The sequence below is a fragment of the Candidatus Thiosymbion oneisti genome (assembly GCF_004359955.1).
Classification (GTDB): domain Bacteria; phylum Pseudomonadota; class Gammaproteobacteria; order Chromatiales; family Chromatiaceae; genus Thiosymbion; species Thiosymbion oneisti.
Map to the genome: position 1 here is coordinate 21,577 of NZ_SMSC01000006.1, position 26,265 is coordinate 47,841.

A 26,265-nucleotide genomic window follows, 5' to 3' on the forward strand; every position below is an offset into this window, starting at 1 on the left:
TTTTTCCGTGATGATCCGCGCGCTCAATGTCATCGGTAATTGAGAGCACCTGTCTAGCTCCCGACAACCGAAACCTTCAGAATCGATACTCCAATCCCTTGAGCCTGCTGCGGAAGTCATCGGTGATCGCTTTGAGGTCCGCATCGCTGGCGATCACCCGCGGCGTCAACACCACCACGAGCTCGGTGCGATCCGCCTTTCTGGAGCGTTCGCCGAACAAGGGACCGATGATCGGGAGGTTGTAGAGACCGGGGACGCCCTGATTGCTCTCCTCGCGCTTATCCTCGATGAGTCCGCCGAGCACGACGGCCTGATTCGAGCGCACCGCCACGTTGCTGGTGATCTTGCGGGTCTGGAAGGTCGGGGAGTCGAGGGCCGAGCTGTCGGTTTGGGCGACGGTGCTGACTTCCTGCTTGATCTCCATCTGCACCAGACCGCCCGGTGTCACCCGTGGCGTGACCGAAAGCTGAACGCCCGTGCTGCGGTACTGGATCTGGTTGATGATCCGATCCGTCTGGGAGGTGCCCTGCTGTTGGGAGGTCGCCACGGGGACCTCCTTTCCGACCTGGATCTCGGCGGTCTGGTTGTCCAGGACCATCACCGACGGCGAGGAGAGCACATTGACCAAGCCTTCGCCGGCTAGCGCGTTCAGGGTCGAACGAATGGTTTCCGGTCGCAGGACCGTGGTCCAGTTGAAGCCGGGAAAGGATGGGCCGATGCCCGACTGGCTTTGGTTATCATGCTGGCCATCGAGCGAGAAGTCGAAACTGTAGCCGCCTCCCGGGCTTCCGCGAAACTGCCATTGGACTCCGTACTTCAGGTTTCCGGACAAGGTAATCTCGAGGATGGTGGCCTCGACCAAGACTTGCAGGGGTACCAGGTCGAGCTGCTTGAGGGCGTCGACGATCTTCTTGTAGTCGCGCGGGTTGGATCTGATCAGCAACGAGTTGTTGACGCTGTCGGCGACGATGCTGACTTTGGAAGAGAGCTCAATGTTGCCGGCGACGGTGCGCTTAGGACTGGCCCGGCGTTGGGTGCCACTCTCCCCCTTTTTACCCTTATCGTCCTTACCCTTATCGGATGCGATGGAGGTCCGGCGCAGACCCGGGGCGACGCCGCCGACGGAGCGACCGTCCTTATGGTCGGAAGCGAACAACTTGGTCAGGATGTCGGCCAGCTCCTCCGCGTCGCCGTGCTTGACCCGGTAGACGAACAGACGCTCCTCGCCGCCCCCCGCCGCCTCGGCCAGGTCGAGGCGTTCGATCCAGTTCTGGGCCTGCTTGAGGTACTTCTCCTGGGGCGAGACCACCAGAATACTGTTGGCGCTATCCACGGGTACGAAATGGAAGAGTCCCTTGAAGGGATTCCCGCTCTCATCGGCGAGGAGATTGTTGAGTTGGGTGACCACATCCCCGGCTGTGGCATAGTCGAGGGTGAAAAAGCCGACCGAAAGGCCGGACATCCAGTCCACGTCGAAGACCTGGATGGTATCCAACAGGTTGCCGATCTCCGGACTGGTCCCCGCCAGGACCAGCAGGTTGCGTAGGTTGTCGATGCGGATGATGCTGCCCTCCGGGGCCAGGGGCTGGAGGATCCTGCTCATCTCCTCGGCCCCGATGTAGTGCAGGGGCACGACTTGGACGCTGTAGCCCACCGGCAACGCCTGGGAGGACTCGCCCAGCTGCGGGATCACCCGCCCCTGGACGGCGGTCAGGGGTACGACCTCGTAAGTGCCGCCCCGGTTGACGAGGGCGGCATTGTTCATCCGTAACAGGGTCTCGAGGGTGGGAATCAGGTGCTTGCGTTGCAGGGGACGCCCGGTCTGTAGAGAAGCCGCCCCCTGCACGTTCGGGTCCAGCACATAATTCACCTGCAATAGATCGCCGAGGATGACCTTGACCACCTCCCGGATATCGGTGCCGTCGAAGTTCAGCGTGACGTCACCGGGGGCAGTATCCGCCGCGGGCGGCGTGATCTTGCGCACGAAGGTCCCGGTGCCCGATTCGATGGAATCCTGCGGGGCCGGAGCGGTGGTGCCGGACCCCAGATCCACCCCCCGTTCTCCGACGGGGTAGGTCCTGGTGTCCCTCCCGCGGAGCGGGCCCTGCTTGCCGATGATGTGCCCTTTGGGGTCGCCGACTTTGACCGTAGGGTCCCAATGGGAGCGCTCGCACGCACTCAGCATGACGAGCAGGACACCGAGGACACAGATCAGCGATCGCCGCAAGCCACTACTCCTAGACTTAAGCATTCAAAGCGATGATAAAGGTCATCCTACCCTGCCGCGTGCTTACGGGCTTACCGAGCGGGCGGGCGGTTGGGGGGCGCCTTAGCGGTTCCCGGCGGGCGGTTTTCGGGTCGGCCTTTCGGGCTGCGCGCCTGCAACGCGCCTTTATCCGCGGTTGGAGGCGGTGGTTGTGCCAGTTTGGGTGCTGTCGGTCTTCTCTTTGGGGGGGGCAGGTTCTTGTAGTCACGCAATACTAACGTATTCTGTTCCCCTTGTCGCTCCAACTGAACACGGTCCGAGAGGATCTCCCGGACGGACCAACCTTCCAGCTCGTCGCCGAGCCGCAGCCGGACCGACGCCTTCTGCCCCGGGTCCCAAACCAAGGCGAATGACTCCGACGGCGTAATCAGGATGGTGCTCAGGTTGAGGCGTGCGAGGTTCGAGGGCGGCTCTAGTTTCACCTTACCCTCTTTATTCGGCGCCTCCGCGGGCGGTCGGCGGTCTACCAGGAACAAGGGCCGTTCCGCGATAGGCGCGTACTTCTCTTTGTCCTCGAGTAGGGACAACCGATCGAGCGGATTCTCAGCCGTCTGTGAGGGCACCTGAGTAGTGGGGGACGCTGGTGGTGCTCCGCTGAGTCCAGGTGCCGCAGGGGGCCAGTCGTGCCACTGCCACACCAGCACCAGCGCCAAGGCAAGGGCGAGCAGGCCAACCCAGGTCTTCAAGGTGTCACCCCCAAGGTATATCCGAAGACATCCAGGCGCACGGTCAGCAGTCCCTGCCGGGTGCCTCGGCGCTGCGGGCGACGCTGCCTCGGGGGGGCACGCACGGAAAGCTTTTCTACAAAGAGAAACGGACGTGCCTGCTCGATCTGGTAGAGCACATCCAGGAGAGCGTCGGTCATGCCTTGAATCTGGGTTCGCACACGCACCCTGGGTGGCTGCTCGTCCTTAGGGGACGGCAAGCGTTGTGTGCTCATGACTTGGCCACCGGCGGAGGTGACCATCTTCTTCACCTGACGCTGCAGCTCGGCACCGGCCAGCGCTGAGGTCTTGGCATCGAAGTAAAAATTCTTCACATCTTTGTTGTCGCTCACCTGCTTGAGCTCGGCCTGCAACCCGGGCAGTGTCCGCAGCAACCCCTGATGGCGGACTATCCGTTCGTCAAGGGACGCGATCTCCCGCTCCAATGCCTTCACTCGCTCCAACCAAGGCCAACCGATTGCGAAGACGAGCCCGACGGGAATAGCCAACACCCCCAGCCAGGCGAGGACGCAGATCCCCTTGTGATCGGTGCGTTCGCTCATGAGTCCTGCGGGCGCCCGTACTGCATGGAAATGTGGAAGCGTTCCCAATTGCTGTTCTTTACCTGGACGACGGGCGAGCGGAACCTAACCCCGGTGATGCCGGGGGCCTGATCGAGCAGGTTGATCAGGGCCGTGGCCTGTTCCGACTCACCGCGAATCTGTATCTCCCCACCCTGGTAGTCCAGATTCTGTACCCAGGTATGGTCCGGGAGGCGGTCCGTGAGCTCTAGCATCAGGTCAATCATCCGCGGCAGCTCCCGCTTGCGCTGCAAGACCGCCACACTCCCCTGCCGACCCCGTTCGAGATCGGTGCGTGCCGCGTGTACCTGTTCGGTCCGCACCTTGAGGTCCGCCAACTGCTCCATGCGCTCGTCCCGGGTCCGCTGCAGCTGCCAGATGGGGGTCCCCAAAACCGCCACGCCCAACAATAACACCAGCAACAGGAGCAGCGTGTTCATGCTCAAGGGCCATATGCTGCGCCGAGGGCGTTCCCGGACCGGCAACAGGTTTGCCTGCGGCCACGCGCCTTCCCAGCTTATCCGCTCCACCGGCGCCCTCCGGTCATGCAAATGCCGCAACCAATCCTGCACCTGATCGCGCAGGCAGATGGCCAACTCGACCTTTACCCTGCCGCCCGGCGCCGGGCCTTCCAGGGTGCGAAAATCGAAATAGACCTGCTCGGACCGAAACGGCGAAAGGCGATCCATCTCATACTCCAGGACCCGCACCAGATTGTCCCGTACCTGGGCGGGGAACATGACCCGGCGCCTCAGAACCCGGCCTTCCAGGAGCCGAACGAATGTCCTGCGACGCCTACCTTTCGTGGCGTCGAGTACTGCCGGCAAGAAACCGGAGGTCTGCAAACCCACCTCCGGCTCACCCTGCGGAGCGTCGAGCATCGCCAGCGAGGAGCCGGGAGCCTGCGGATTCAGCTTCAGCTCACCCACCGCCACTTCTTCGCCATCCTGGGACTCGAACACCTGCGCCTGCGTGCCCATCGGCACGACGATCAGGCGCTGTTCCCGACGCGCCAGAAGACGCCGCAGCTTGTTCGGTAGACAGGAAAGGAGAAGCGCGCGCCCATGTTCGAGAAAACCGTCGAGCGATGAACGCCGCTCGAGGACCGATGCACGCAGCGAGTGGAAAGCGTCAGTGATGGCCATTCGGATTACGGAAGGATCTCCTGTGAAGTAGTGTTTTAGGTCGTGTTGACATTTAGAAAGGTCCGCACAGCGGACCCTACACTAACCTTTGATTGACTGTAGGGTCCGCTGTGCGGACCGCTCGGATGTTGCGACCATTTAGAAGCTGTCTGGTTAAAAGCAATCCTGAATGATTCGGCGCGGTTTGGGGGGAAAGATCCCTCCTGCGTCGGGACAGGGTTTGACGGGTTGCGTTGCGACGCCCAACGGCTCGTTGATCGACGGCCAGGTCCGTACCGGCGTCTCAACACAACCTACACCCGGATTACCCCCGCGCTGCCGGCCCGCGCGGCCTCGCGTTAAGCGTAGGTTGGGTTAGGCGCGCGGTTCGATCCCGAAGCCCAGTGACAGGGCTGAACGCGCCGTAACCCAACACGCCGGACTGGTCCCGACGCAGGAGGGATCTTTTCCCACAACCAACGCCAAATAACCCAGGACCGCGCCCGGACCGGCACGGCGCCGAACGCGGTGTAACGCAACCCGACGCTCGGATCCATTTTAACCAGACAGCCTCTTAATATATGGAAACCGTCGGTTAGGGTTAACTGTCAACAGGACCTAAAGCCAGCGGGCAACATCCTTCGCGTAGTAAGTCAGGATAGCGTCCGCCCCGGCACGTTTGATACAGATCAGGGCCTCGAGGACGACGGCCTGTTCTTCCAACCAGCCGTTCCGGCTCGCGGCCTTGAGCATGGCGTACTCGCCGCTGACCTGGTACACAAAGGTCGGGGCCCCGAAGCGGTCCTTGACGCGTCGGACCAGGTCCAGATAAGGCATGCCGGGCTTGATCATGACCATGTCGGCCCCTTCGCGCAGATCCAGGGCCACCTCACGCATAGCCTCATCGCCGTTGGCCGGATCCATCTGGTAGCTGTATTTGTTGCCACTGCCCAGGCTGGCGGCGGAGCCCACGGCAGCGCGGAAAGGGCCATAGAAGCCGGAGGCGTACTTGGCCGAATAGGCCAGGATGCGCGTGTGGATTCTGCCCGCTGCCTCCAGAGCCACACGGATGGCGCCGATGCGCCCGTCCATCATGTCCGAGGGCGCAACCACGTCCGCCCCAGCCTCGGCGTGGGACAGGGCTTGGCGGATGAGTACCTCCACCGTCTCATCATTCAGGACATAGCCGGTCTCGTCGATGAGACCGTCCTGGCCGTGGGTGGTAAAGGGGTCCAAAGCCACGTCCGTGATCACACCCAGGTCCGGCAAGGCCTCCTTCAGGGCCCGCACGGCCCGCTGGGCCAGTCCGTCGGGATTGTAGGCCTCACGGGCATCCTCGGATTTGGCCGCCGCCGGGGTGACGGGAAACAGCGCCATGGCCGGGATGCCCAGGGTCTGGAGCTCCCGGGCCTCTTCCACCAGCAGGTCGATGCTCAGCCGCTCCACCCCTGGCATGGAGACTACGGGCTCCCGCCGGTTGGTCCCCTCCAGGACGAATACCGGGTAGATCAGATCATCCGGTGTCAAATGTGTCTCCCGCATCAACCGGCGGGAGAAGTCATCGCGGCGCATGCGACGCATGCGGGTTAGGGGATAACCGGTGGGGAAGGTGCTTTCAGCAGTCATGGATTCAAAAGCTGTCTGGTTAAAAGCAATTCTGGATAGTGGTAAATTTCTAACTGATAGAGTGGTTGATAGTCCAAGTCCGCCGACCCGCATAGCGGTCTAACCTACCCTCTGCCAGTTAAAGATTTACCACTACCCAATTCTGAATTATTTGGTGTTGTCGGGAGGGAAAAGATCCCTCCTGCGTCGGGACAGGGTTTGACGTGTTGCGTTCGACGCACCAAGGCCCGCTGATCGTCTGCTCGATCAGTACCGGTGTCTTAACGCAACCTACGCCCACATTATCCCCCGCGTGGCCTGCACGCAGGGTGTCCACCGCCTCACAGCAAAGAAAAACCGGCGTGGAAGCCGGCTTTTCCATCAGGGCATGGCCTTGATATCGGCGTTGAACCGCCGCTTGTGCCGGGCCGCCTTGTTACGGTGGATGAGCCCCTTGCTAACCGCACTGTCGATGACCGGAACGGCCGCCTTGAAGGCATCTGCCGCGGCCTGCTTGTCGCCTGCCTGGATGGGCCTGACGACCTTCTTTATAGCGGTGCGCATCGCACTGCGAAAAGACGCGTTATGCCGACGGCGCTGCTCCGCCTGGCGGGCACGCTTTCGGGCTTGGGATGAATTGGCCAAACTGAAGGCTCCTTCGGATATTCTATGCTATACAAGCAAACTAAATATTCTCTAAGAGGCTGTCACAGATTGTCAACCTTTCGCCTTGTCCACCCAGGGTGAGTGCGTATAAAATTCTTTCAAGGAGTAAACGATTTCAGTTTCTTATATGCCGATTTGCAGGTTCATTTCAGGAAATGGGTTTGCGTTTCACTAAAATGCACGGATTAGGCAACGACTTCGTCGTCTTCGATGCCCTTCGCCAGAGGGTCATGCCGACACCCGAGCTTTGCCGCCGGCTGGCGGACCGGCACTTCGGCGTCGGCTGCGATCAGATCCTGCTGGTAGAGCAACCCCGCAGCCCAGCCATGGACTTCTACTACCGGATCTTCAACGCCGACGGTTCGGAGGTGGAGCAGTGCGGCAACGGCGCCCGCTGCTTGGCCCGTTTCGTCACCGACAAGGGCCTCACCGCCAAGCGCGTGCTCTGTGTAGGCACAGCGGCCGGGGACATTAGGCTCTATCTGAAGGAAGATGGCCTGGTGCGGGTGGACATGGGCGTGCCCAGGTTCGAGCCCGAGCGTATCCCCTTTGTCGCGGACGCCGCTGCCGAACATTACCCGCTGGAGGTCGAGGGTGGGACGCTGGACATCGGCGCGGTCTCCATGGGCAATCCCCATGCGGTGCTCCGGGTCGAGGACCTCGCGGCCACCCCAGTCCCGACGCTCGGTGCCCTGATAGAAAGCCATGCGCGTTTCCCGCGGCGGGTGAATGCCGGGTTCATGCAGGTCCTGGATGCGGGCAATATCCGACTGCGTGTTTATGAACGAGGTGTGGGTGAGACCCTGGCCTGCGGCACGGGTGCCTGCGCCGCGGTCGCGGTGGGACGCCGTTGGGGACTGCTTGCCGAGCGGGTGCGGGTGGACCTGCCGGGCGGAGAATTGGTGATAGAGTGGCCGGATGAATCCGGGACCATCTGGATGACGGGACCGGCCGTGAGCGTCTTTGAGGGGGAATTCGAGCCATGACTACCCGGCGGGTGGAGGAGGACCGCGGTCCTGCGGAGATCATCGCCGAGGATGCGGTCGCCGAGTACCTTGCGGCACACCCGGAGTTCTTCGAGCGCCATCCGGACCTGGTGGCCGGGCTGCGGGTGCCCCATGCGGCCGGGCAGGCCGTATCCCTGATCGAACACCAGGTAGGGGTATTGCGCGGTCAGCTCCGGACCGAGCGACGGCGGCTTGTCCAGCTGATTGCGCGGGCCCGGAATTTCGAGGCCCTGTCCGTACGGCTTCACGACCTGTCCCTGCGGCTTATCGCCGCTCAAGACCCGGAGCAGGTAGAAGCAGTACTGCGCGAGGCCCTGTGTCGGCAGTTCGACACCGAGGCCGTGACCCTAAAGCTGTTTCCCCTGGAATCCGACGCCGCCGATTCGGACCCGAAGGTCGCAGCCTTCATTCAATTCCTCGACCGGGAGCGCTCCCTATGCGGCCCCCTGGACCCTGAGCACAACGGCATTCTCTTCGGCGAGCAAGGCGGGGCCATCGGCTCGGCCGCCCTCATCCCGATACGCATGGACGGCCGTTCCGGTGTCTTGGCCATCGGCAGCCATGATCGCGGGCGTTTCGGCACGGACATGGGCACCGACCTCCTCGACCGTTTGGGAGAAATCGTCAGCCAAAAATTACGCACCTTGCACCGAATCGATGGCTGAATCGATCGCTGAGCCTGGGCTTGAAGACTTGCTCGCAGCCTTCTTACAACACCTGGCCCACGAGCGTCAGCTATCCGACCACACCCTGAGCAGCTACCGCCGCGACCTCACGCGCTTTCGCGATTGGCTCCGGGGCGCAAGGACAGACCCCTGGAAGCGGCTCGACCAACAGACGGTCCGCAGCTACGTCGCCTGGCGCCACCGCGGCGGCGTCTCCGGAAAGATGCTGCAAAGAGAGCTGGCTGCCCTACGTAGCTTCTATCGCTATCTGTTGCGGGAAGGGGTAGTGGACCGGAACCCGGCCCAGGGGGTGCGTGCCCCCAAGGCGGCCCGTAAGCTGCCCACTACCCTGGACGCGGATCAACTCTGTAGCCTGCTCGACCAACCGGATGCCGAGCCCTTGACGCTGCGGGACACGGCCATGATCGAGCTCTTCTACTCTTCCGGGCTACGGCTGGCAGAGCTGGTCGCCATCGATATCGGGGACATCGATGGGGACGATGCTACCCTGGAGGTCATAGGTAAGGGGGCAAAGACCAGGCGGGTGCCCGTGGGAAACCAGGCCCTCAAGGCCATCGGCCGCTGGCTGAAGGTGCGAGGCAACTACGCGGCAACGGACCAGAAGGCCCTGTTCGTCAGCCGGCGCGGCAATCGCATCCATCCGCGCACGGTGCAACAGCGATTGCAGCACTGGGCCCTGGCGCGGGGGGCCACGCGCAATCTCCACCCCCACCTGTTGCGCCACTCGTTCGCAAGCCACCTGCTAGAGTCCTCCGGAGACCTGCGCGCGGTACAAGAGCTCCTGGGCCACTCGGATATAGGCACCACCCAGATCTACACCCACCTGGATTTCCAACACCTGGCCCAGGTCTATGACCAGGCCCACCCGCGGGCGAGAAAAAAAGATTCCCACTGATCGAAAAGCAAGCTACGGGCGCTCCCTCGGTAGCGAAAAGACCTCATTCCCCATCGCGGTGAAGCGAAGGGTATACTTGGTCGCATCTCCCCTGCATCCACCGATACTGTGAATCTTGCCGCAGAAGACATCGCATTCATCAAGGACCACCTGGGCGAATGGCTCGCTGAGCAATCCTTGGGCAAACCGCCAGCGGTCTACGAGATCGAGCTGCGCGAGCGAATACTGCGCGTCGAAGAAGAACTCAAGCACCAGCGCGAGCTGCTCAAGACCATCCTGGAGCAGATGGACAAGCGCTTCGATGCCCTCGACAAGCGCTTCGAGACCCTCGACAAACGCTTCGAGGCTGTCAACAAGCATCTCGATGTTTTACGCAACGAGATGGACAAGCGCTTCGAGCTCATGCAGGAGGAGATGAACCGGCGCTTCGCTGCCGTCGACAAGCGTTTCGAAATCATGCAGGAAGAGACGAACCGGCGCTTTGAAGCCGTTGACAAACGCTTTGAGGCCGTCGACAAGCACTTTGCGACTGTTGACAAGCGCTTCGAGACCCTGCAGAACGAGATGAATAAGCGTTTCGAGGGACTGACAAGGCGTATTGATCGCTTCATGATATGGTCGTATGCCACCACCCTGACCGTGGGCGGTCTTATCGTGACCATACTCAAGCTATGGCCCTGAGTCGAAAAACTTGAGTCGAAAGACGTGAGTCGAAAAATCGGTCGCAAGATCCGGGGAACGGATCGACCGGACCCGTTCGGCAGATGTTCAGGTATCCCTTTTTGAGGGGACCTTGAATTTTTCAAGCTACCCTTGAGGCGAGCAGAACAGGCAGCGATGGAAACATTTCACGGCACAACCATCCTTTCTGTCCGGCGCAGCGGGCAGGTGGTCATCGGCGGTGACGGCCAGGTATCCATGGGGCAGACGATAATCAAGGGCAATGCACGTAAGGTACGCCGACTCTACAAAGAGCGGGTGTTGGCCGGATTTGCCGGGGCCACGGCAGACGCCTTCACACTGTTCGAGCGTTTCGAGGGCAAGCTGGAAAAGCACCAGGGTCACCTCACCCGCTCAGCGGTGGAGCTGGCGAAGGATTGGCGTACCGATCGCATGCTGCGGCGCCTTGAGGCCCTGTTATGCGTAGCGGATACCACGACCTCGCTGATCATCTCCGGCACCGGAGATGTGATTGAGCCGGAACAGGATCTGATGGCCATCGGCTCCGGCGGGTCTTTCGCCCAGGCGGCAGCCAGGGCGCTGCTTGACAGCACCGAGCTCGGCGCCCGCGAAATCGTCGAGCGGGCGCTCGGCATCGCCGCCGACATCTGCGTCTACACCAACCATCGGTTGGTGTTGGAAGAGCTATCCGCGACAGCGGGATAAGCCGCACACCCCATCTCCGGATCAAAAAGATTCCTTCCAGGTTACGCATCACTTGGTGGCGCTAACGCGATCTTAAGCATTTTTGAGTACTCATGTCGGACATCACCCCCAAACGCATCGTAGCCGAGCTCGACAAGCACATCATCGGCCAAGAAGAAGCCAAACGCGCGGTTGCCGTCGCCCTGCGCAACCGCTGGCGGCGAGCACAGATAGAAGAGCCCCTGCGCACCGAGATCACGCCCAAGAACATCCTCATGATCGGACCCACGGGTGTGGGTAAGACCGAGATCGCGCGCCGCCTGGCTAAGCTCGCTGACGCCCCTTTCATCAAGGTGGAGGCGACCAAATTCACGGAGGTCGGCTACGTGGGCCGGGACGTGGAATCCATCATCCGGGAGCTGGTGGACGCGGCGGTGAAGATGGCCCGAGAGCAGGAGCTGGATAAGGTGGCGACCCAGGCCGAGGCTGCCGCCGAAGAGCGGGTCCTGGAAGTCCTGCTGCCCCCGCCCACCAACTTCGAAGAAGACAGCCGTTCCGGCGGCCCCTCCCCGGTGACCCGGGAAAAATTCCGCGACAAGCTGCGCCGTGGCGACCTGGACGAAAAAGAGATCGAGATTCAGGTCAGCGCCACCCCCATTGGGGTAGAGATCATGGCCCCGCCCGGCATGGAAGAGATGACCAGCCAGCTCCAGGGACTGTTCCAGAACCTGGGCCAGGGCCGTACCAGGCGGCGCAAGCTGAAGATCCGCGACGCCCTCAAGCTGCTCAGCGACGAGGAAGCGGCCAAGCGCATCAACGACGAGGACCTTAAACTACGCGCAGTGGAGAGCGTGGAGCAGAACGGCATCGTCTTTCTGGACGAGCTCGACAAGGTCACCAAGCGTTCCGAGCACACCAGCGGCGCGGATATCTCGCGCGAGGGCGTGCAGCGAGACCTGCTCCCGCTGGTCGAAGGCTGCACCGTCTCCTCCAAGTACGGCTCCGTGCGCACGGATCACATCCTGTTCATCGCCTCCGGGGCCTTCCACTTGGCCAAGCCCTCGGATCTGATCCCCGAGCTCCAGGGCCGACTCCCGATCCGCGTCGAGCTCAAGGCACTGACCACGGAAGACTTCGTCCGCATCCTGACCGAGCCAGACGCCTCCCTGACCGATCAGTACAAGGCCCTGATGGGGACCGAAGGCGTCAGCCTGGACTTTACCGAAGACGGCATTCGGCGGATCGCCGAGACCGCCTGGCAGGTCAATGAACGCACCGAGAACATCGGGGCGCGGCGCCTGCACACGGTCCTCGAACGGCTGTTGGAGGACGTCTCCTTCCATGCCGCCGACCTCAACCGGGTCACGGTCACCGTGGACGCGGCCTATGTGAACCAGCATCTCTCGGAGCTGGCGGCGGATGAGGACCTGTCGCGGTATATCCTTTAGAAAGTTTAGAAATCGCAAACCGGAGACGAACATGCCCGTACCCACCGAGCTCAACCTGCACCGCCAATCCCGGGTGTTGGAGATCACCTTCGACGACGGCACCCACTTCAACCTGCCCTGCGAGTACCTGCGCGTCTACTCCCCCTCGGCGGAGGTCCAAGGCCACGGGCCGGGCCAGCGGGTGCTCCAGCTCGACAAAGAAGAGGTCGCCATCGAGAAGATCGAGCCGGTAGGCAACTACGCCGTCCGCCCGCACTTCGACGACACCCACAACACCGGGATCTATTCCTGGGACTACCTGTATAACCTCGGCACCAACCAGGAGGCCTGGTGGAAAGAATACCTGGACGAGCTGGAGAAAGCGGGGCACCAGCGTAAGAAGCCCTCATGAAGGGTCCCATCAGACCGCGCTGCTTAAGCCGGCGCACTTCGCCTTTCGCTTTTGATCCGCAGATTACGCAGATTCGCGCAGATTTCTTGAGAAGACTATGCACCAGCCCGTAGGATGGGCAAAGCAAGCACCCATCAGGATGGTTTATAAGTCGTGGTCATTCCCCGGAGGTTTCCGAGCCGTGACGGTCGGTAGACTGCACCGAGCGCAGCGTGCCCATCAAAGTGAGCTGGGGTGGGAGATAAAATATGGGTCATGTCGTTGCACAAATCGAACTCAGTAATCCCAAAGAACCGGATCTGGTCCCCATCAGAACCGAGGCATTGGCTGACGCGGGTTCACTTATACTCTGTATACCCGAGCATTTGGCTTTACAGCTGAAGCTTGAAACGGAATCGGAGCGGGAAGTCTCCGTAGCCGACGGCCGGAAGAAGAATGTCCCCTATGTCGGGCCGGTCTGTGTGGATTTTGGAAACAGGTTTTGTTACGTCGGTGCCCTGGTACTTGGAGACGAGGTATTGCTGGGTGCGGTCCCCATGGAAGATATGGATTTGGTCGTATCCCCGAGCCGGAGAGAGATTACACCTGATCCGGCAAGCCCGAATATCCCACATGCCCGAGTAAAATCGGTATACGAATCACGCGAATCCGCACGAATCTTCATTCGCGTTGATTTGCGTGATTCGTAGTTTTCGGTAGTGTTCTAACTTTGTTTCTCAGGGTTCAAATAGCGATGCTAATCAACACCTTGTGTGCTCGGAAACAACAGAGTTATAACACCACCCCCGTAGGATGGGCAAAGCAAGCGCCCATCAGGATGGTTTTAAGTCGTGGTCATTCCCCGGAGGTTTCCGAGCCGCGACGGTCGGTAGACTGCACCAAGCGCAGCGTGCCCATCAAAGTGAGCAAACGAAAGAATCTGCGAAAATCTGCGTAATCTGCGGATAGGAAAATCTTGATTTGCCTCGGCAATTTGCCCACACTGAGCCAAACTGAATTCAGAGATCGAGCCCGCGTAGGGCGGATAAGTTTGCGTCATCCGCCGTATGCTAGCCACCGCCGTCGGGTGGCGGCCATTGTTGGTCTGACCCGACCTGGGAGCCACCACCCGCCGCCATTCGGCAGGTGACGGCGCGCCCACCGCCGCGGCAATCGCGGCGCTTGGCACACGCGCCTGACCCGCCTCGACCGGCTTAAAACAAAGGCGTCCACTGCCATTCATATTCGTTATGGTAGGGCATCCTTGCCCCACCCGGCTGCCTTGCATTGTTCAAGGCCCTGCGGCCGTCAGCGATTAATGGAAAACGCCAAGCGCACATTGTTGGCGACCAGGCCGTCGTCCTTTTGCTCGCTCTCGCTGAGATAGAACTCGAAGATGGTCTCGCGACTCATCAGCATTTCTTCCGTCACTTCATCGGCTACCTCGTTGGCGTGACAGAAGACGCTGGTATAGGGGGAGTCCGGCTCGCGCGGATCCGTGACCCACAGGTTGGGTGAGATGCGGTTGACGATCCGCATAAAGCCGTAACCCTTGTCGAAGAACCACTTGGTGCATATGCCGCGCACGCAGGAACCGGACTGACCCCATTCGTTGCGGGGCTCATAGGAGACGGGCAGCAGGTCAGGGATCAGAAAACCGGGGTAAAAGGTGTCGACTGTTTGTTGAAGCTGGCGCGAGACGTTCTTGAAGCCGATCAGCTCCACCCGACAACCGACGTTCTGGAGAGCATTGACCACCTGCAGGAAATCCCCGTCTCCCGTGACCAACAGCACTTGGTCCAGATTGCGTGCCTGCAACATGGCGTCCACGGCCATGTCCAGGTCTGCGTTGGCCTTGGTGGTGACATTGCCGTTTTCGTCCGTGTAACGGCGCACCTGCTTGACCGTGATCTTCCATCCGAAATCCCGCACCATCTGTTGATAGATCCTGGACTTCTTGGCGTAATCCGGGTCTTCCCTGGCGCGCTCCGAATCGAAGGCCAAATAGGTGTTGAGCCGCTGCAGATGCCCCCCTTCACGGGCCGCGAAGCGGCGCAGCACGTCATAGCGCATCTGATAGCCACCGTTGTACCTGACGTTTTCAGCATCGACGAATACGCCGACTCGTAGATTGGAACTCAAGAGATAAACCTCACTTAAGTAATTGATGATTAAGGGTTCTCGGTCCATCATCCAAACTAAAAGATGATACCTATCCGATCGCATCACCGATCGCATAGGCAGTCCACGCGAAGTCGAACCTTTGACTTCGCGGGTTGAAAAATCTCATGGCGAGCGCTCTTCATGGGTCCATATCGCTTCTCTCCAAATGCGGGGGGTGGGAAATGTTATCAAGGGTCCCGATGCCCCGGCCTGGTCCCGATCCGGAATTTTGGATCCACATCACAAAGACCAACCCCCCCGGTATCGAATTCGGCGGACTGTGACACCTAACGGCCGGCCCGGTTGTCGATCAGATCGCTGACCACGGCAGGATCGGCAAGGGTAGAGGTATCGCCCAGGGCGTCGATCTCGTCGGCCGCGATTTTACGCAGGATCCTGCGCATGATCTTGCCCGATCTGGTTTTCGGAAGGCCGGGGGCCCATTGGATAACATCCAGGGTAGCGATGGGACCGATCTCGCGTCGGACCAACGCCGTCAGCTCCTTTTTCAGATTATCGCTCGGCTCTACATCGGCCATAGGGGTTACATAGGCGTAGATACCCTGGCCCTTGATGTCGTGCGGGTAGCCGACGACGGCGGCTTCCGCTATCTGAGGGTGCAGCACCAGGGCGGACTCGATCTCGGCGGTGCCCAGCCGGTGCCCGGAAACGTTCAGCACGTCGTCGATGCGGCCGGTGATCCAATAATAACCGTCCTCGTCGCGGCGTGCCCCGTCACCGGTAAAGTAATAGCCTGGGTACTGCGTGAAGTAGGTCGCCGTGAAGCGCGCGTGATCGCCGTAGACGGTGCGCATGATAGCCGGCCAGGGTCGGGTGATGACCAAAGCACCTTCCCCCGCACCCTCGATCAGGGTGCCGTCGGCGACCTCCACCAGGGCCGGCACGACACCGAAGAAGGGCCGCGAGGCGGAACCCGGCTTGAGCGCGGTCGCACCGGGCAAAGGCGTAATCAGGTGGCCGCCGGTCTCGGTCTGCCACCAAGTGTCGACGATGGGGCAGCGCCCATCACCCACGACCCGGTAGTACCACTCCCAGGCCTCGGGGTTGATGGGCTCGCCCACGGTGCCGAGGATGCGCAACGACTTGCGGGAGGTCTTCTTGACGGGCCCCTCGCCGGCACGCATCAGGGCGCGGATGGCGGTGGGGGCGGTATAGAAGATGGCGACATTGTGCTTGTCCACGACCTGCCAGAAGCGGGAGGCATCCGGGTAGTTGGGGAGACCCTCGAACATGAGCGAGCTGGCCCCGTTGGCCAGGGGTCCGTAAAGGATATAGGTGTGGCCGGTGACCCAACCGACATCCGCGGTGCACCAGTAGACCTCCCCTTCCCGGTAGTCGAAGGCGTATTTGTGGGTGATGGCGGCGAAGACCAGGTAGCCGCCCGTGGTGTGCAGCACGCCCTTGGGCTTGCCGGTGGAGCCGGAGGTGTAGAGGATGAACAGCGGGTCCTCGGCATCCATCGCTTGCGGCGGGCAGTCCTCCGAGGCGGTCGCCATGACCTCTTGGTACCAGATGTCACGGCCGTCGGTCCAGTCAATCGTGCCGCCGGTGCGCCTTACCACGACGACGGTGCTCACATTCGGGCACTCGGCCAGGGCGGTATCCGCATGCTTCTTCAAGGGTACCGGACGCCCACCGCGGATCCCCTCGTCGGCGGTGATCAGGGTTCGACAATCGGAGTCCAGGATGCGGTCGCGCAGAGAATCGGGGGAAAAACCGCCGAAGACCACGGAGTGGACGGCGCCGATCCGCGCACAAGCCAGCATGGCGACCGCGGCCTCCGGAATCATCGGCATATAGATGCAGACCCGGTCGCCCTTCCTGACGCCGCGGGATTTGAGCACGTTTCCCAGTCTGCACACCTGCCCGTACAATTCACGATAGGTCAGCCGACGGTCCTCCGCCGGGTCATCGCCTTCCCAAACGATGGCCACCTGATCGCCGCGGGTGTCCAGGTGGCGATCAAGACAGTTGTAAGCCACATTCAACTGGCCGCCCTCGAACCATCTGATGTAGAGGTTGTCGGCGTCGAAGCTGTAATCGCTGACCCGGTCCCACTTTCTGCTCCAGGTTACGAACGTCTCGGCCTGCTCCGCCCAAAAACCCTCCGGATCAGTGACAGAACGTCGATACATCGCTGCGTACTTTTCGGCATCGATGTGGGCGTTGGCCGCAATCTCGGCTGGAATATCATGGACCTTGATCTCTGTCATGAGAGCCGTCTCCACTTTCGGTTGGTAGGATGCCTACAGCAATTCTGAAAAGAAACAGAAATTTTCATGCTAAACATTTGTCGCCGGTTTTGCCAGCCATTGCCTTACCAGGTCAAAAAATCCCGCAGGGGCACTCCTTTGCCGCGGTCCCGGTAAGACGCTTGAGCCAGGAACAGCTCGGCTGCGGCGAGGGCATCGCTCAAGGCATTGTGAGCCCCATAGCGGGGCAGATTGTAACGCTCGCCCAGGGCATGCAGACGCAGATCCGAATCCCTGAAGGCGATGTGGCGGCGCTCGAAGGTACGTTTGGCCAGCACCTGGGTGTCGATGACGGGTACCGGTAACCCGACCCCGTAGAGCCGTTGACAGATGGCGTTGAGGAAGCCCTTCTCCACTGTCGCATGGTGCGCGATCATCGCCTTTCCCGCCAGTCTTTTCAGTAGCTCCGCGAGCACATCGTCCAGGAGTTCCCCCCGTGCCGCCTGGTCGTCGGTGATCCGATGGACGATGGCGCTGGCCTCCGGGATGGCACGGGCGGTCCGCACCAGGCGATAGCAGGCAGCGCCAAGATCGATGCGGTTGTGCCGCACGCTCACCCAGCCCATGCTCAGGATGTCGTCCCGCTTCGGATCGAGCCCGGTGGTCTCGATGTCGACGGCGAGGAGCGCCAGATCCCGGTAGTCCATGGACGGCTTCGGGAAGGGCGTTTCCAGATAGTCCCGCAGCGGTCCGGCGGGGGTCCTGCGTAATGCCCAGCGGCGGCGCAGATTCAGGGTTAGGTGCAACATTAGGCTTCAGCGATCCTGGGTTATTTGGCGTTGATTATGGGAAAAGATCCCTCCAAACAACGCCAAATCATTCAGGATTGCTACTGCAACCCCCGCTGTGTTGCCCCAGGCCGCGTCGGCACGGATAATCATTTATTCGCCGTTCCTCGTCCAGCGGCGCTCGTAAAGAAACCCGACAAGCCCCATGTTTGATTCGTCCGGCCGGAACCTTAGCCTTAGGAGCACGCCTTAGCGTCGCCGCTTCCCGCTCCGAGGAATCAGTCATGGAGTCAGCCTTGAAGATAAGCCCCGCCACCCTGGCCATTGCCGACGTCCAGAGCAGTGCCGACAGCCGGCGCATTGCCATCGACAAGGTGGGCATCAAGGACATTCGATACCCCGTGCGGGTGTACGACCGGAGCAACGGTGAGCAACATACGGTAGCCAGCTTCAACATGTACGTGCATCTGCCCCACAACTTCAAGGGCACGCACATGTCCCGCTTCGTGCAGATCCTCAACGGTCACGAGCGGGAGCTCAGCGTCACCTCCTTCAAGGAAATGCTCCGTGAGATGGCCGAACACCTGGAATCCGAAGCAGGCCACATCGAGATGAGCTTCCCCTACTTCATCAACAAGACCGCCCCGGTCAGCGGCGTCCAGAGCCTGCTCGACTATGATGTGACCTTCATCGGTGAGATCCGCCACGGTAAACCCATAATGTACATCAAGGTGGTCGTACCCGTGACCAGCGTCTGTCCCTGCTCCAAGGAAATCTCCGACTATGGCGCGCACAACCAGCGTTCCCATGTTACGGTGCAGGTGCGCAGCAGGGGTTTCATTTGGATCGAGGAGCTCATCGAGCTAGTGGAGCAGGAGGCCTCCTGTGAGCTCTATGGTCTGCTCAAACGCCCGGACGAGAAACACGTCACCGAGCGTGCCTACAACAACCCCAAGTTCGTCGAAGACATGGTGCGGGACGTGGCCGGGAAGCTGAACCACGACGACCGGGTGGGCGCCTACCGCGTGGAATCGGAGAACTTTGAGTCCATCCACAACCACTCCGCCTACGCCCTGATCGAACGCGACAAGGACGCGGAGGCGCGGGTGGCGGAGGCCTCTCTTTGAACCGAATACCGGGCCTGGGGCGTGGCCCACCTATGGCAGGGACATTGCTATCCAATGTGATTACAAAACCGCGCATCATCGGCCTCCTGGCAATCCTGGTGGTCTGTTTTCTGATCTTGCGATCCGGGGATGAGCCTCCTGATTCCGGCAATCGGAGCGATAACGCGGGTTCCGCCGGCGACCGGCGGCCCCAACCCCGAACATCCGGTTTCCCGACCCCAAGCCACGATCACGGGATGGCCGGCCGGCCCGGCGCGCAAAGTGCCCCTCCGCGCTACGGTAGGCGGGGATTCTATCCCGAGCAACCCTACCCCGGCGTCGATTATGGTGGCTACGGGGCTCCCGATCCATATGGCGACCCATATGGCGATCCATACGGCGCGCGGACTCGCATCCATACGGACGGTTACCGCTTCAGACCCTTGGCGGAGCAGGCACAACGGCATCGGCAGACACCCGATCCGAACCGGCGCCAAGACCGTTATGCAATACCGCACGACCCGCCCTCGCACTACCAATCGCCCCCGCCGGAGCAACCCCCATCGACCACACCGGCGCCCTATCCCTCCCGACCTGCTTACGCCGATCATCCGTGGGAAATCTACAGCTTTCGGCCGTTGGAGAAATCGCCCGGGGCCCGGGGTCGCTGGCAAGGACCATACGGACAACCCGATCGGCACCTGGATCCCTATCCCTCAGACCCATGGTCACCATCACCGCCCCCCCAATGGGGATCGACGCCGCCGTCTCAGCGTATGTACCCCAGTCTCTCCCGAGACCCCGACCGCCGGTTGACCACGCGGATCGGGTCGGGCTGACGGGATTGCGCCCGTCAGCCCTCGCACACCACCGGACCTGCGGTTTTCCGCATCCGGCGGTTGAGCCCAGCAGGCTTAGCCTGCAAGCGTCCACGGTAGGGTGAACCCCTAGCGATTCAGCGTGGCGCCCTTTAGCGCTTGGTTGATGACGAGATGGCGCGCCATAAACCAGGCACCGCGTCGACAACCGGCAACCCCCAGCGTGTGTCCTCGCACGCCCAGGCGCCGCCGCGCATGGCGCCTACGCTCGTGTCCTGGCTCCACCCGTCCTCCAGCTTCGCCTCGCGGCTTCCACCTTGGGCTTCACTACGCTTCTCGTCACTCTTCGCGGTTACCTCCTCTCAGGTAACAAGTACATGCCCATGTCGGGCACACGAAGGTGGGCTGCGCCCACCAATAGGGTTGCGCCCACCAATAGGGCTATGCCCACCAAATACCATGCCTACTGCCTGAGAAGGCGTTGTGTTGCGTTACGCCGCGTTCGACGCCGTGCCCCTCACCCGGCTCCCACGTTGGAGAGACTATGAAAGAATTCGTTTCCCCCGGAAATGGTGGGGTGAGGCTGTCATATTCCACGCTAACTCCTATACCATGTGGGAGGAAGAGAAAGATTTTCTGCCAAATTCTGCGAAATTGTGTCCTCCTGTCCCTTAAGGAATAACTGCAACACCCCACAGGTTTGCATAGCGGACGACAGAAACTTGTCATTCCGAGCGTAGCGAGGAATCTTAAGATCCTTCGCTCTGCTCGGGACAAGGATCCCTCGCTACGCTCGGGATGACAGCTCCCTATGGTCTCCGGCTCCCACACTCCAGCCTGGAAACGAGAGCCTGGAACGTGGGAGCCAGAGGTTATCGGGCAGGTCGTCGGCGATTAAGGGGTATCGCCGGTACGCGGAGAGGCAGCCGGTTCGTAACCGACCTGGACCAGCATATACTCGACAGCGGCCTTGAGGTCGTCGTCGGAGCAATCCGCGCAGGTGCCGCGGGGGGGCATGGCCCCCTTGCCGGCAATCGAGGTCTCCAGGAGCCGGTCGCTACCTTGGGCCATACGCGGTTGCCAAGCGGCCTGGTCGCCGAGCTTGGGCGCATTGGCTACGCCGGTACCGTGGCAAGCGACGCAGGCCTTATTGTAGACGGCCATGCCGGTGGGATCTGCACCCACAGCCGGAGCGATGGCGTCGCCGGGGATCTGCGCCGGCGAATCTGGATCACGATCGTTGGAGAACCATCCCCCGATCAGGGCATAGCTGATCGCGGCCAGGACCGCGATCCCGATCAGACCCCACAGCCCGGTCTTAGACCCCCGCTTCCGGTACCCGCCCACTCTTTATTCCCGAAACAAAACCCTGGTAGTGGTTAATATTTAAATGATTTGTTGGGCACGCCGCCGCCCAAAGATGCGGTTCGCTGCCTACCTGCCCCGTCTCTGGGGAGGGTGTCGCAAAAGCCCCTCTCCCGTCGGGAGAAGGGTTGGGGAGAGGGGGTCAAAGGGCGGCGAAGATCGGTGCCTTTTGCGACACTCTCCTGGGGCGGTAGGCAGGCGCTCACCACATCCTACCGGCTTTGCCCAACCTACGAGTTTCGCCCCTCTCCCGCCGGGAGAGAGCCTGTCTACGCTGACCACTTAAGAATTTACCACTACCCGGACAGCCATGTCAGGCGTAGACGGATCCCGGAAGAGTCGGTATCCTAGCTTTCGGATCCCAATGGATACCGAACGCCGTTCGGGATCCGATCTTCCCCTCGTTTCGCGCCCGTAGCTCAGCCGGATAGAGCGCTGCCCTCCGGAGGCAGAGGTCAGAGGTTCGAATCCTCTCGGGCGCGCCATCTCTCAGCCACTCACGCGCAGCCGCTGGCCGGGACGGATATTGGTGTCGCCCGGTCCCATCCGGTTGAGACGCCGCAGCTCGGCAACGGACATCTTGTAGTATGTGGACACCCCATAGAGGGTCTCGTTCGGTTTGACCACATGCACCTTCAGGGCCCCGGACGCTTTGGCCTTAGCCACCTTGACCGGCTTCGATTTGGGTTTGGCCTTAGCCACTTTGCCCGGTTTCCGCTTGGGTCTGGCCTTGGCTACCTTGACTGGCTTCTGCTTGAGTCTGGCCTTAGCCACCTTGACCGGCTTCGACTTGGGTTTGGCCTTAGCCACTTTAACTGGCTTCTGCTTAGGCTCGGCCTTGGCTACCTTCACGCGCAGCCGCTGGCCGGAACGGATGTTGGTGTCGCCCGGTCCCATCCGGTTGAGACGCCGCAGCTCGGCAACGGACATCTTGTAGTATGTGGACACCCCATAGAGGGTCTCGTTCGGTTTGACCACATGCACCTTTAGGGCCCCGGACGCTTTGGCCTTAGCCACCTTGACCGGCTTCGATTTGGGTTTGGCCTTAGCCACTTTGCCCGGTTTCTGCTTGAGTCTAGCCTTGGCTATCTTGATCGGTTTCCGTTTGGACCCGGCCTTGGCTAGCTGAACCGGCTTCGACTTCGACCTAGCCTTGGCTACCCTGGTCGGCTTCCGCTTAGGCTTGGCCTTGGCTAGCTTGATCGGTTTTCGTTTGGACCCGGCCTTGGCTAGCTGAACCGGCTTCGGCTTCGACCTGGCCTTGGCTACCCTGGTCGGCTTCCGCTTAGGTTCGGCCTTGGCCAGCCTGATCGGTTTCCGCCTGGATTCGGCCTTAGCCACCTTGGTCGGCTTCCGCCTGGGCTTGACCTTGGCTATCCTGATTGGTTTCTGCCTGGACTCGGCTCTGGCTGTCCTTGTCGATTTACGCTTGGCCTTGGGCCTGTATTCGGCCTTGGCGAGCAGCACCGAGCTGGGCGCGATATGCCCCGCTCGCTTCAGGGTCCCTCTCGGGAGCCATACGGTGCTCCCGGCCGGGAGCTTGGCACTGCCCCGCCGGACCGATTTCTTCCAATGCAGATTTAGATCCGCCAGCCGATAGGTAGGCACATCATAGTAGTGGGCGATCCGTGGAGCGGATATGCTGCGGCGGAGCACTAGGCGATCTTCGGAGAGGGGCGCCTGGTATTTGATGCCTTCCGGAAAATAGCGATGAGGATGACTCGCGACCTCCCGCGCCGCAATGAACTCGGCGTAGAAATTGCGGGAGGCGAACTTGAAATAGGGACCCTTGTACTTGCGCACGATGGCCCCGATGTCATTGCCGTAAATGGCCTTGGCCTTCTGCATGCCGGCTTGGCCATGGTTGTAGGAGGTCACGGCCAAGGGCCAACTGCCGAGCTTGCGGTAGGCACCGCCGAGATAGCTCGCAGCGCCCTCGGCGGCGGTCACCGGATCCAGGCGCTCGTCGACGGCGCCGTTGACGATCATGTACAGCTTGCCGGTACCCCGCATAAACTGCCATACCCCCGCCGCGCCGACGCTGGAGCGGGCGTGGGTCTGGAAGGAGGATTCGACGTGGGGCAGGTAGGCGAGGTCCTCGGGCAGCCCCCGGGAGCGGAAGATTTCTCGGAATTTCGCGTCATAGCGGCCGCTGATTGCCAGACCTCGGCGGAAGCGCTCGCGTAAGCCGCGTTGGCTGCGCACCCGGTTGCTGGCGCCGTAGATGGCCCATTTACCGCCCGCGCCCATGAGCCTGTTGTACAAGGACCGATCGTATCTGCTCAGGGACAGACCTGCCCGCACCTTGTCCTCCAGATTCTTGAGGCGGCGCTTGTAGTAGGCCTTGCGCGCCCGTACGAAACGCTTCTGCTCAGCCGTGTAGCCGTTCAGAGTGGGACCGGGGAGATCCGCCACCTCGTAGATCACCCCCATGTACTCGTTGTCATGGATGGCAACCTCGCCGCGGCTCCATTCGCCGTAGACGTTGCGCCAGAAGGCTACGTTGTCTTTAATCTCGGAGGGAACGGGGAAGGTCCGGGAGCCTGTGGGTCGCTTCGCGGCGGAAACGGTCCTGTTCGCTAGCTCCCGCTCGTTGCTGCTGGAGCATCCGGCAAACGGGAGCACCAGAAACAGCAAGACGATGAGCGGTATCCGGAAGCGAGCGGTTGTGGTCACGGGCAGATCCTCCTCCCCTTATCCGTAGGGGTCTTGGCTGGCACACTAGAAACACGAGTCTTCTCTATGGGGCGAAATATAGACAAAAATTGGTGGAATACGCAAGCATATTGAGTTTTTTCATGAACTCTCTTTCCTCACAGCCTGCGCACTCTAGCACATAATTTCGACTAATATTGCAAACTTCTTCGGAGGAGGCACACATCAAACTGTAGGTGATTATTCCCGCAATATAAGTTGAAATGATGTGCTCGCCGCTCTGGAGGGAAAACGACGAAGCGCGCGCATCGATCCGCGCGGATGCTTGTAATACGGCGCTTTTCTTCCGTTAAGGCGCAAAGATTTTTTGGTGCGGTTCGCTGCGCAAGATGGTTCGCTGCGCAAGATGGTTCGCTGCGCTCACCACACCCTACGGCCACGCCTTGGACAATAATAGGATATACCAACCTGGAATCCATAGAGAGTTCGATCGCAGAACACTCCATATGCGCTCACCTTGGCGAACGATCAAGGTTCATGGGGTTCCTCCTTGGCTTTCCAGTGCCTCGCCGGTTTCGAGCCAAGCGGTCTCAGTCTTCTCGAAATCGGCATCCAGACGGTGCTTCTGCGCCATAAGTGACAGCAGACGGGGCTTGGCCGCCGGCTCGTAGAGCAGGGGTAAGGCCAGCTCTCGCTCCAGCTCACCGCGGCGCGCCTCGAGATCGGCCAAGCGGGTCTCCAGCGCTTCGAGGCGACGCCGTAGCGGCTGCAGGTTACGGCGCTGTTCCGCCTTGGCCCGTCGCTGGGCCTGGCGCGAGGTGCCGTCCTGGGACGGCGCCTGGATGGCAGGCGAGTCCTGATATGCCTGCCGCCCGGCGAGCCAGGCGGGGTAGTCGTCGAGCTCCCCGGCGAAGGTGGTCACCGTGCCCGCGTCCACCAGTAGCAGTTGGTCACTCGTGACCCGCAGCAGGTGGCGATCATGGGAGACCAGCACCAGTGCCCCTTCGAACTCCTGCAGGACCAGGCTCAAGGCATGCCGCATCCCCAGGTCCAGGTGGTTCGTCGGTTCATCGAGCAGGAGCAGGTTGGGGCCTTGCCAGATCAGCAAGGCCAGTGCCAACCGCGCCTTCTCCCCACCGGAGAAGGATGCCGTCGCGGCCGTGGCCTGGTCACCGCCGAATGCGAATCCACCCAAATAATCGCGCAATTCCTGCTCGCTAGGGTCGGGGGCCAGGCGCCGGAGGTGCTCCATGGGACTGGCGTCGGGCCGCAGTTGGTCGACCTGGTGTTGGGCGAAATAACCCACCCGCAGACCCGGGGCCGGCAGGCAGCGGCCGGAATGCAAAGGCAGCACGCCGGCGAACAGCTTGATCAGGGTGGACTTGCCGGCGCCGTTGGGTCCGAGCAGGCCGATGCGCTCGCCGGGCGCAAGGCTGAGGTCGAGTCCGGCGAGCACCGTCCGCTCCCCATAGCCGACGGCGCCTGCTTCCAGCACCAGCAAGGGGTGGGGCAACCGCCCCTGAGGCTCGCGCAGCCGGAATCGAAACGGGGTCTCCAGGTGGGCCGGGGCGATCAGCTCCATGCGTTCCAGGGCCTTGAGGCGGCTCTGGGCCTGGCGGGCCTTGGTGGCTTTGGCGCGGAAACGGTCCACGAAGCGCCGGATGCGGGCGATCTCTTGTTGTTGGCGGGTGAAGGCCGCCTGCTGTTGGGCCGAACGCTCGGCCCGCCGGTGCTCGCAGGCGCTGTAGTTACCGGTGTAGCTGTGGAGCCGACCCTGAGCGATGTGCAGGATAGCGTCCGTTATGGCATCGAGAAAGTCCCGGTCGTGGGAGATGAGCAGCAGGGTCCCCGGGTAGGATTTGAGCCAGGACTCGAGCCAGATCACCGCCTCCAGGTCCAGGTGGTTGGTGGGCTCGTCCAGCAGCAACAGGTCGGAACGGCACATGAGGGTACGGGCGAGGGACAGGCGCATGCGCCAACCCCCCGAGTAGCTGTCCACCGGCCGCCGCTCCTCGCCGGGGGTGAAGCCGAGCCCGTGCAGCAGCCGGGCGGCCCGACTCTCGGCGCCGTAGCCGTCGATCGCCTCCAGGCGCCCGTGCAGCCGGGCCTGACGCAGGCCATCCCCCTGCTCCTCGGCGATCGCCAGCTGGGCCTGCACCGCCCGCAGCTCCCGGTCTCCGTCGAGGACGAGCTCGATGGCCGGCCGCTCACCGCTCGGGGTCTGTTGGGCCACGTGGGCGATCTCCCAGTTCGGGGGAACCAGGAGCTCGCCTTGGTCCTGGTGCAGCTCGCCGCGGATCAGAGCGAACAGGCTCGATTTGCCGCAGCCGTTGGGTCCCACTACTCCCACCTTCCGGCCGGGATAGATGGTCACGTCCGCGCCCGCAAAGAGCAACTTGGAACCACGGCGCAGACCGAGATCGCGCAGCTGTAACATCTA

At 61.6% G+C, this 26,265-nt stretch carries 22 protein-coding genes and 1 tRNA gene; 11 read left to right on the forward strand and 12 right to left on the reverse strand.

Features of this window, described 5'->3' with window-relative positions:
* Nucleotides 1-76: 76 nt before the first annotated feature.
* The 6 genes from gspD to rpsT form a co-directional block, all read right to left on the reverse strand.
* Complete coding sequence (gene gspD / locus E1958_RS04515; protein WP_133510809.1) at nt 77-2,251, reverse strand: type II secretion system secretin GspD; 2,175 nt, start codon at nt 2,249-2,251, stop codon at nt 77-79.
* Between the two features lie 47 nt (nt 2,252-2,298).
* Nucleotides 2,299-2,952, reverse strand: coding sequence for a type II secretion system protein N (locus E1958_RS04520; protein ID WP_165741882.1), 654 nt, complete (start codon nt 2,950-2,952; stop codon nt 2,299-2,301).
* Nucleotides 2,949-3,533, reverse strand: a complete 585-nt coding sequence (gspM, locus tag E1958_RS04525; protein ID WP_089730120.1) for a type II secretion system protein GspM — start codon at nt 3,531-3,533, stop codon at nt 2,949-2,951. The genes E1958_RS04520 and gspM overlap by 4 nt, the downstream gene beginning before the upstream one ends.
* Nucleotides 3,530-4,696: a PilN domain-containing protein gene (locus E1958_RS04530; protein WP_133510811.1), complete on the reverse strand. Its 1,167-nt coding sequence runs from the start codon at nt 4,694-4,696 to the stop codon at nt 3,530-3,532. Before E1958_RS04530 ends, gspM begins: the two co-directional genes overlap by 4 nt.
* Nucleotides 4,697-5,293: 597 nt before the next feature.
* Complete coding sequence (gene hemB / locus E1958_RS04535) at nt 5,294-6,301, reverse strand: porphobilinogen synthase (protein ID WP_133510812.1); 1,008 nt, start codon at nt 6,299-6,301, stop codon at nt 5,294-5,296.
* Between the two features lie 360 nt (nt 6,302-6,661).
* Nucleotides 6,662-6,925, reverse strand: a complete 264-nt coding sequence (rpsT, locus tag E1958_RS04540; protein WP_133510813.1) for a 30S ribosomal protein S20 — start codon at nt 6,923-6,925, stop codon at nt 6,662-6,664.
* A gap of 176 nt (nt 6,926-7,101) precedes the next feature.
* Between rpsT and dapF the strand changes: the two genes are divergently transcribed.
* The 8 genes from dapF (at nt 7,102) to E1958_RS04580 (ending at nt 13,427) form a co-directional block, all read left to right on the forward strand.
* Nucleotides 7,102-7,932, forward strand: a complete 831-nt coding sequence (gene dapF, locus E1958_RS04545) for a diaminopimelate epimerase (protein WP_133510814.1) — start codon at nt 7,102-7,104, stop codon at nt 7,930-7,932.
* Nucleotides 7,929-8,618, forward strand: coding sequence for a DUF484 family protein (locus E1958_RS04550; protein ID WP_133510815.1), 690 nt, complete (start codon nt 7,929-7,931; stop codon nt 8,616-8,618). Before dapF ends, E1958_RS04550 begins: the two co-directional genes overlap by 4 nt.
* Nucleotides 8,611-9,534, forward strand: coding sequence for a tyrosine recombinase XerC (gene xerC / locus E1958_RS04555; protein WP_133510816.1), 924 nt, complete (start codon nt 8,611-8,613; stop codon nt 9,532-9,534). The genes E1958_RS04550 and xerC overlap by 8 nt, the downstream gene beginning before the upstream one ends.
* Before the next feature lie 108 nt (nt 9,535-9,642).
* On the forward strand, nt 9,643-10,215 hold the full coding sequence (locus E1958_RS04560; RefSeq protein WP_133510817.1) for a phage tail tape measure protein: 573 nt from the start codon (nt 9,643-9,645) through the stop codon (nt 10,213-10,215).
* Nucleotides 10,216-10,371: 156 nt separating this feature from the next.
* The gene (gene hslV / locus E1958_RS04565) at nt 10,372-10,920 is read left to right on the forward strand and encodes an ATP-dependent protease subunit HslV (protein ID WP_133510818.1); all 549 of its coding nucleotides are present in this window, start codon (nt 10,372-10,374) and stop codon (nt 10,918-10,920) included.
* Between the two features lie 92 nt (nt 10,921-11,012).
* Complete coding sequence (gene hslU, locus E1958_RS04570; protein WP_133510819.1) at nt 11,013-12,347, forward strand: ATP-dependent protease ATPase subunit HslU; 1,335 nt, start codon at nt 11,013-11,015, stop codon at nt 12,345-12,347.
* A 31-nt stretch (nt 12,348-12,378) separates the two neighbouring features.
* Complete coding sequence (locus E1958_RS04575; RefSeq protein WP_089727447.1) at nt 12,379-12,738, forward strand: gamma-butyrobetaine hydroxylase family protein; 360 nt, start codon at nt 12,379-12,381, stop codon at nt 12,736-12,738.
* Between the two features lie 248 nt (nt 12,739-12,986).
* On the forward strand, nt 12,987-13,427 hold the full coding sequence (locus tag E1958_RS04580; RefSeq protein ID WP_133510820.1) for a pepsin/retropepsin-like aspartic protease family protein: 441 nt from the start codon (nt 12,987-12,989) through the stop codon (nt 13,425-13,427).
* 598 nt (nt 13,428-14,025) lie between these two features.
* On the opposite strand, the gene E1958_RS04585 is transcribed toward E1958_RS04580, so the two are convergent.
* From E1958_RS04585 to E1958_RS04595, 3 genes are all read right to left on the reverse strand, one after another.
* Entirely contained in the window at nt 14,026-14,859 is an 834-nt protein-coding gene (locus E1958_RS04585; RefSeq protein WP_089727466.1) for a LabA-like NYN domain-containing protein, read from the reverse strand.
* Between the two features lie 308 nt (nt 14,860-15,167).
* Nucleotides 15,168-17,114, reverse strand: coding sequence for an acetate--CoA ligase (gene acs / locus E1958_RS04590; protein WP_133510821.1), 1,947 nt, complete (start codon nt 17,112-17,114; stop codon nt 15,168-15,170).
* Between the two features lie 104 nt (nt 17,115-17,218).
* Nucleotides 17,219-17,902 (reverse strand): exonuclease domain-containing protein, encoded by a 684-nt coding sequence (locus E1958_RS04595; protein ID WP_089727460.1) that lies wholly within the window; start codon nt 17,900-17,902, stop codon nt 17,219-17,221.
* A gap of 263 nt (nt 17,903-18,165) precedes the next feature.
* Here E1958_RS04595 and folE2 point away from each other — a divergent pair, with 263 nt between their 5' ends.
* Nucleotides 18,166-19,008: a GTP cyclohydrolase FolE2 gene (folE2, locus tag E1958_RS04600; protein ID WP_133510822.1), complete on the forward strand. Its 843-nt coding sequence runs from the start codon at nt 18,166-18,168 to the stop codon at nt 19,006-19,008.
* Entirely contained in the window at nt 19,005-19,826 is an 822-nt protein-coding gene (locus E1958_RS04605; protein WP_133510823.1) for a hypothetical protein, read from the forward strand. The genes folE2 and E1958_RS04605 overlap by 4 nt, the downstream gene beginning before the upstream one ends.
* 873 nt (nt 19,827-20,699) lie before the next feature.
* Here the strand turns inward: E1958_RS04605 and E1958_RS20775 are convergent.
* Nucleotides 20,700-21,152 carry a c-type cytochrome gene (locus tag E1958_RS20775; protein ID WP_207787985.1) on the reverse strand — a complete coding sequence of 151 codons (453 nt, stop codon included), beginning with the start codon at nt 21,150-21,152 and terminating at the stop codon, nt 20,700-20,702.
* 426 nt (nt 21,153-21,578) lie between these two features.
* Between E1958_RS20775 and E1958_RS04615 the strand changes: the two genes are divergently transcribed.
* Nucleotides 21,579-21,655, forward strand: a tRNA-Arg gene (locus E1958_RS04615).
* 4 nt (nt 21,656-21,659) lie between these two features.
* Here E1958_RS04615 and E1958_RS21155 read toward each other — a convergent pair.
* Both E1958_RS21155 and E1958_RS04630 read right to left on the reverse strand, forming a co-directional pair.
* Nucleotides 21,660-23,846: a LysM peptidoglycan-binding domain-containing protein gene (locus E1958_RS21155; protein WP_243725235.1), complete on the reverse strand. Its 2,187-nt coding sequence runs from the start codon at nt 23,844-23,846 to the stop codon at nt 21,660-21,662.
* Between the two features lie 514 nt (nt 23,847-24,360).
* Complete coding sequence (locus E1958_RS04630; RefSeq protein ID WP_133510824.1) at nt 24,361-26,262, reverse strand: ATP-binding cassette domain-containing protein; 1,902 nt, start codon at nt 26,260-26,262, stop codon at nt 24,361-24,363.
* Nucleotides 26,263-26,265: the final 3 nt, after the last annotated feature.

Coding starts and splice junctions, on each gene's coding strand:
- gspD (WP_133510809.1), bottom strand. CDS start 2,251: ATGCTTAAGTCTAGGAGTAGTGGCTTGCGGCGATCGCTGATCTGTGTC.
- gspM (WP_089730120.1), bottom strand. CDS start 3,533: ATGAGCGAACGCACCGATCACAAGGGGATCTGCGTCCTCGCCTGGCTG.
- E1958_RS04530 (WP_133510811.1), bottom strand. CDS start 4,696: ATGGCCATCACTGACGCTTTCCACTCGCTGCGTGCATCGGTCCTCGAG.
- hemB (WP_133510812.1), bottom strand. CDS start 6,301: ATGACTGCTGAAAGCACCTTCCCCACCGGTTATCCCCTAACCCGCATG.
- dapF (WP_133510814.1), top strand. CDS start 7,102: ATGGGTTTGCGTTTCACTAAAATGCACGGATTAGGCAACGACTTCGTC.
- E1958_RS04550 (WP_133510815.1), top strand. CDS start 7,929: ATGACTACCCGGCGGGTGGAGGAGGACCGCGGTCCTGCGGAGATCATC.
- xerC (WP_133510816.1), top strand. CDS start 8,611: ATGGCTGAATCGATCGCTGAGCCTGGGCTTGAAGACTTGCTCGCAGCC.
- hslV (WP_133510818.1), top strand. CDS start 10,372: ATGGAAACATTTCACGGCACAACCATCCTTTCTGTCCGGCGCAGCGGG.
- hslU (WP_133510819.1), top strand. CDS start 11,013: ATGTCGGACATCACCCCCAAACGCATCGTAGCCGAGCTCGACAAGCAC.
- E1958_RS04575 (WP_089727447.1), top strand. CDS start 12,379: ATGCCCGTACCCACCGAGCTCAACCTGCACCGCCAATCCCGGGTGTTG.
- E1958_RS04580 (WP_133510820.1), top strand. CDS start 12,987: ATGGGTCATGTCGTTGCACAAATCGAACTCAGTAATCCCAAAGAACCG.
- acs (WP_133510821.1), bottom strand. CDS start 17,114: ATGACAGAGATCAAGGTCCATGATATTCCAGCCGAGATTGCGGCCAAC.
- E1958_RS04595 (WP_089727460.1), bottom strand. CDS start 17,902: ATGTTGCACCTAACCCTGAATCTGCGCCGCCGCTGGGCATTACGCAGG.
- folE2 (WP_133510822.1), top strand. CDS start 18,166: ATGGAGTCAGCCTTGAAGATAAGCCCCGCCACCCTGGCCATTGCCGAC.
- E1958_RS04630 (WP_133510824.1), bottom strand. CDS start 26,262: ATGTTACAGCTGCGCGATCTCGGTCTGCGCCGTGGTTCCAAGTTGCTC.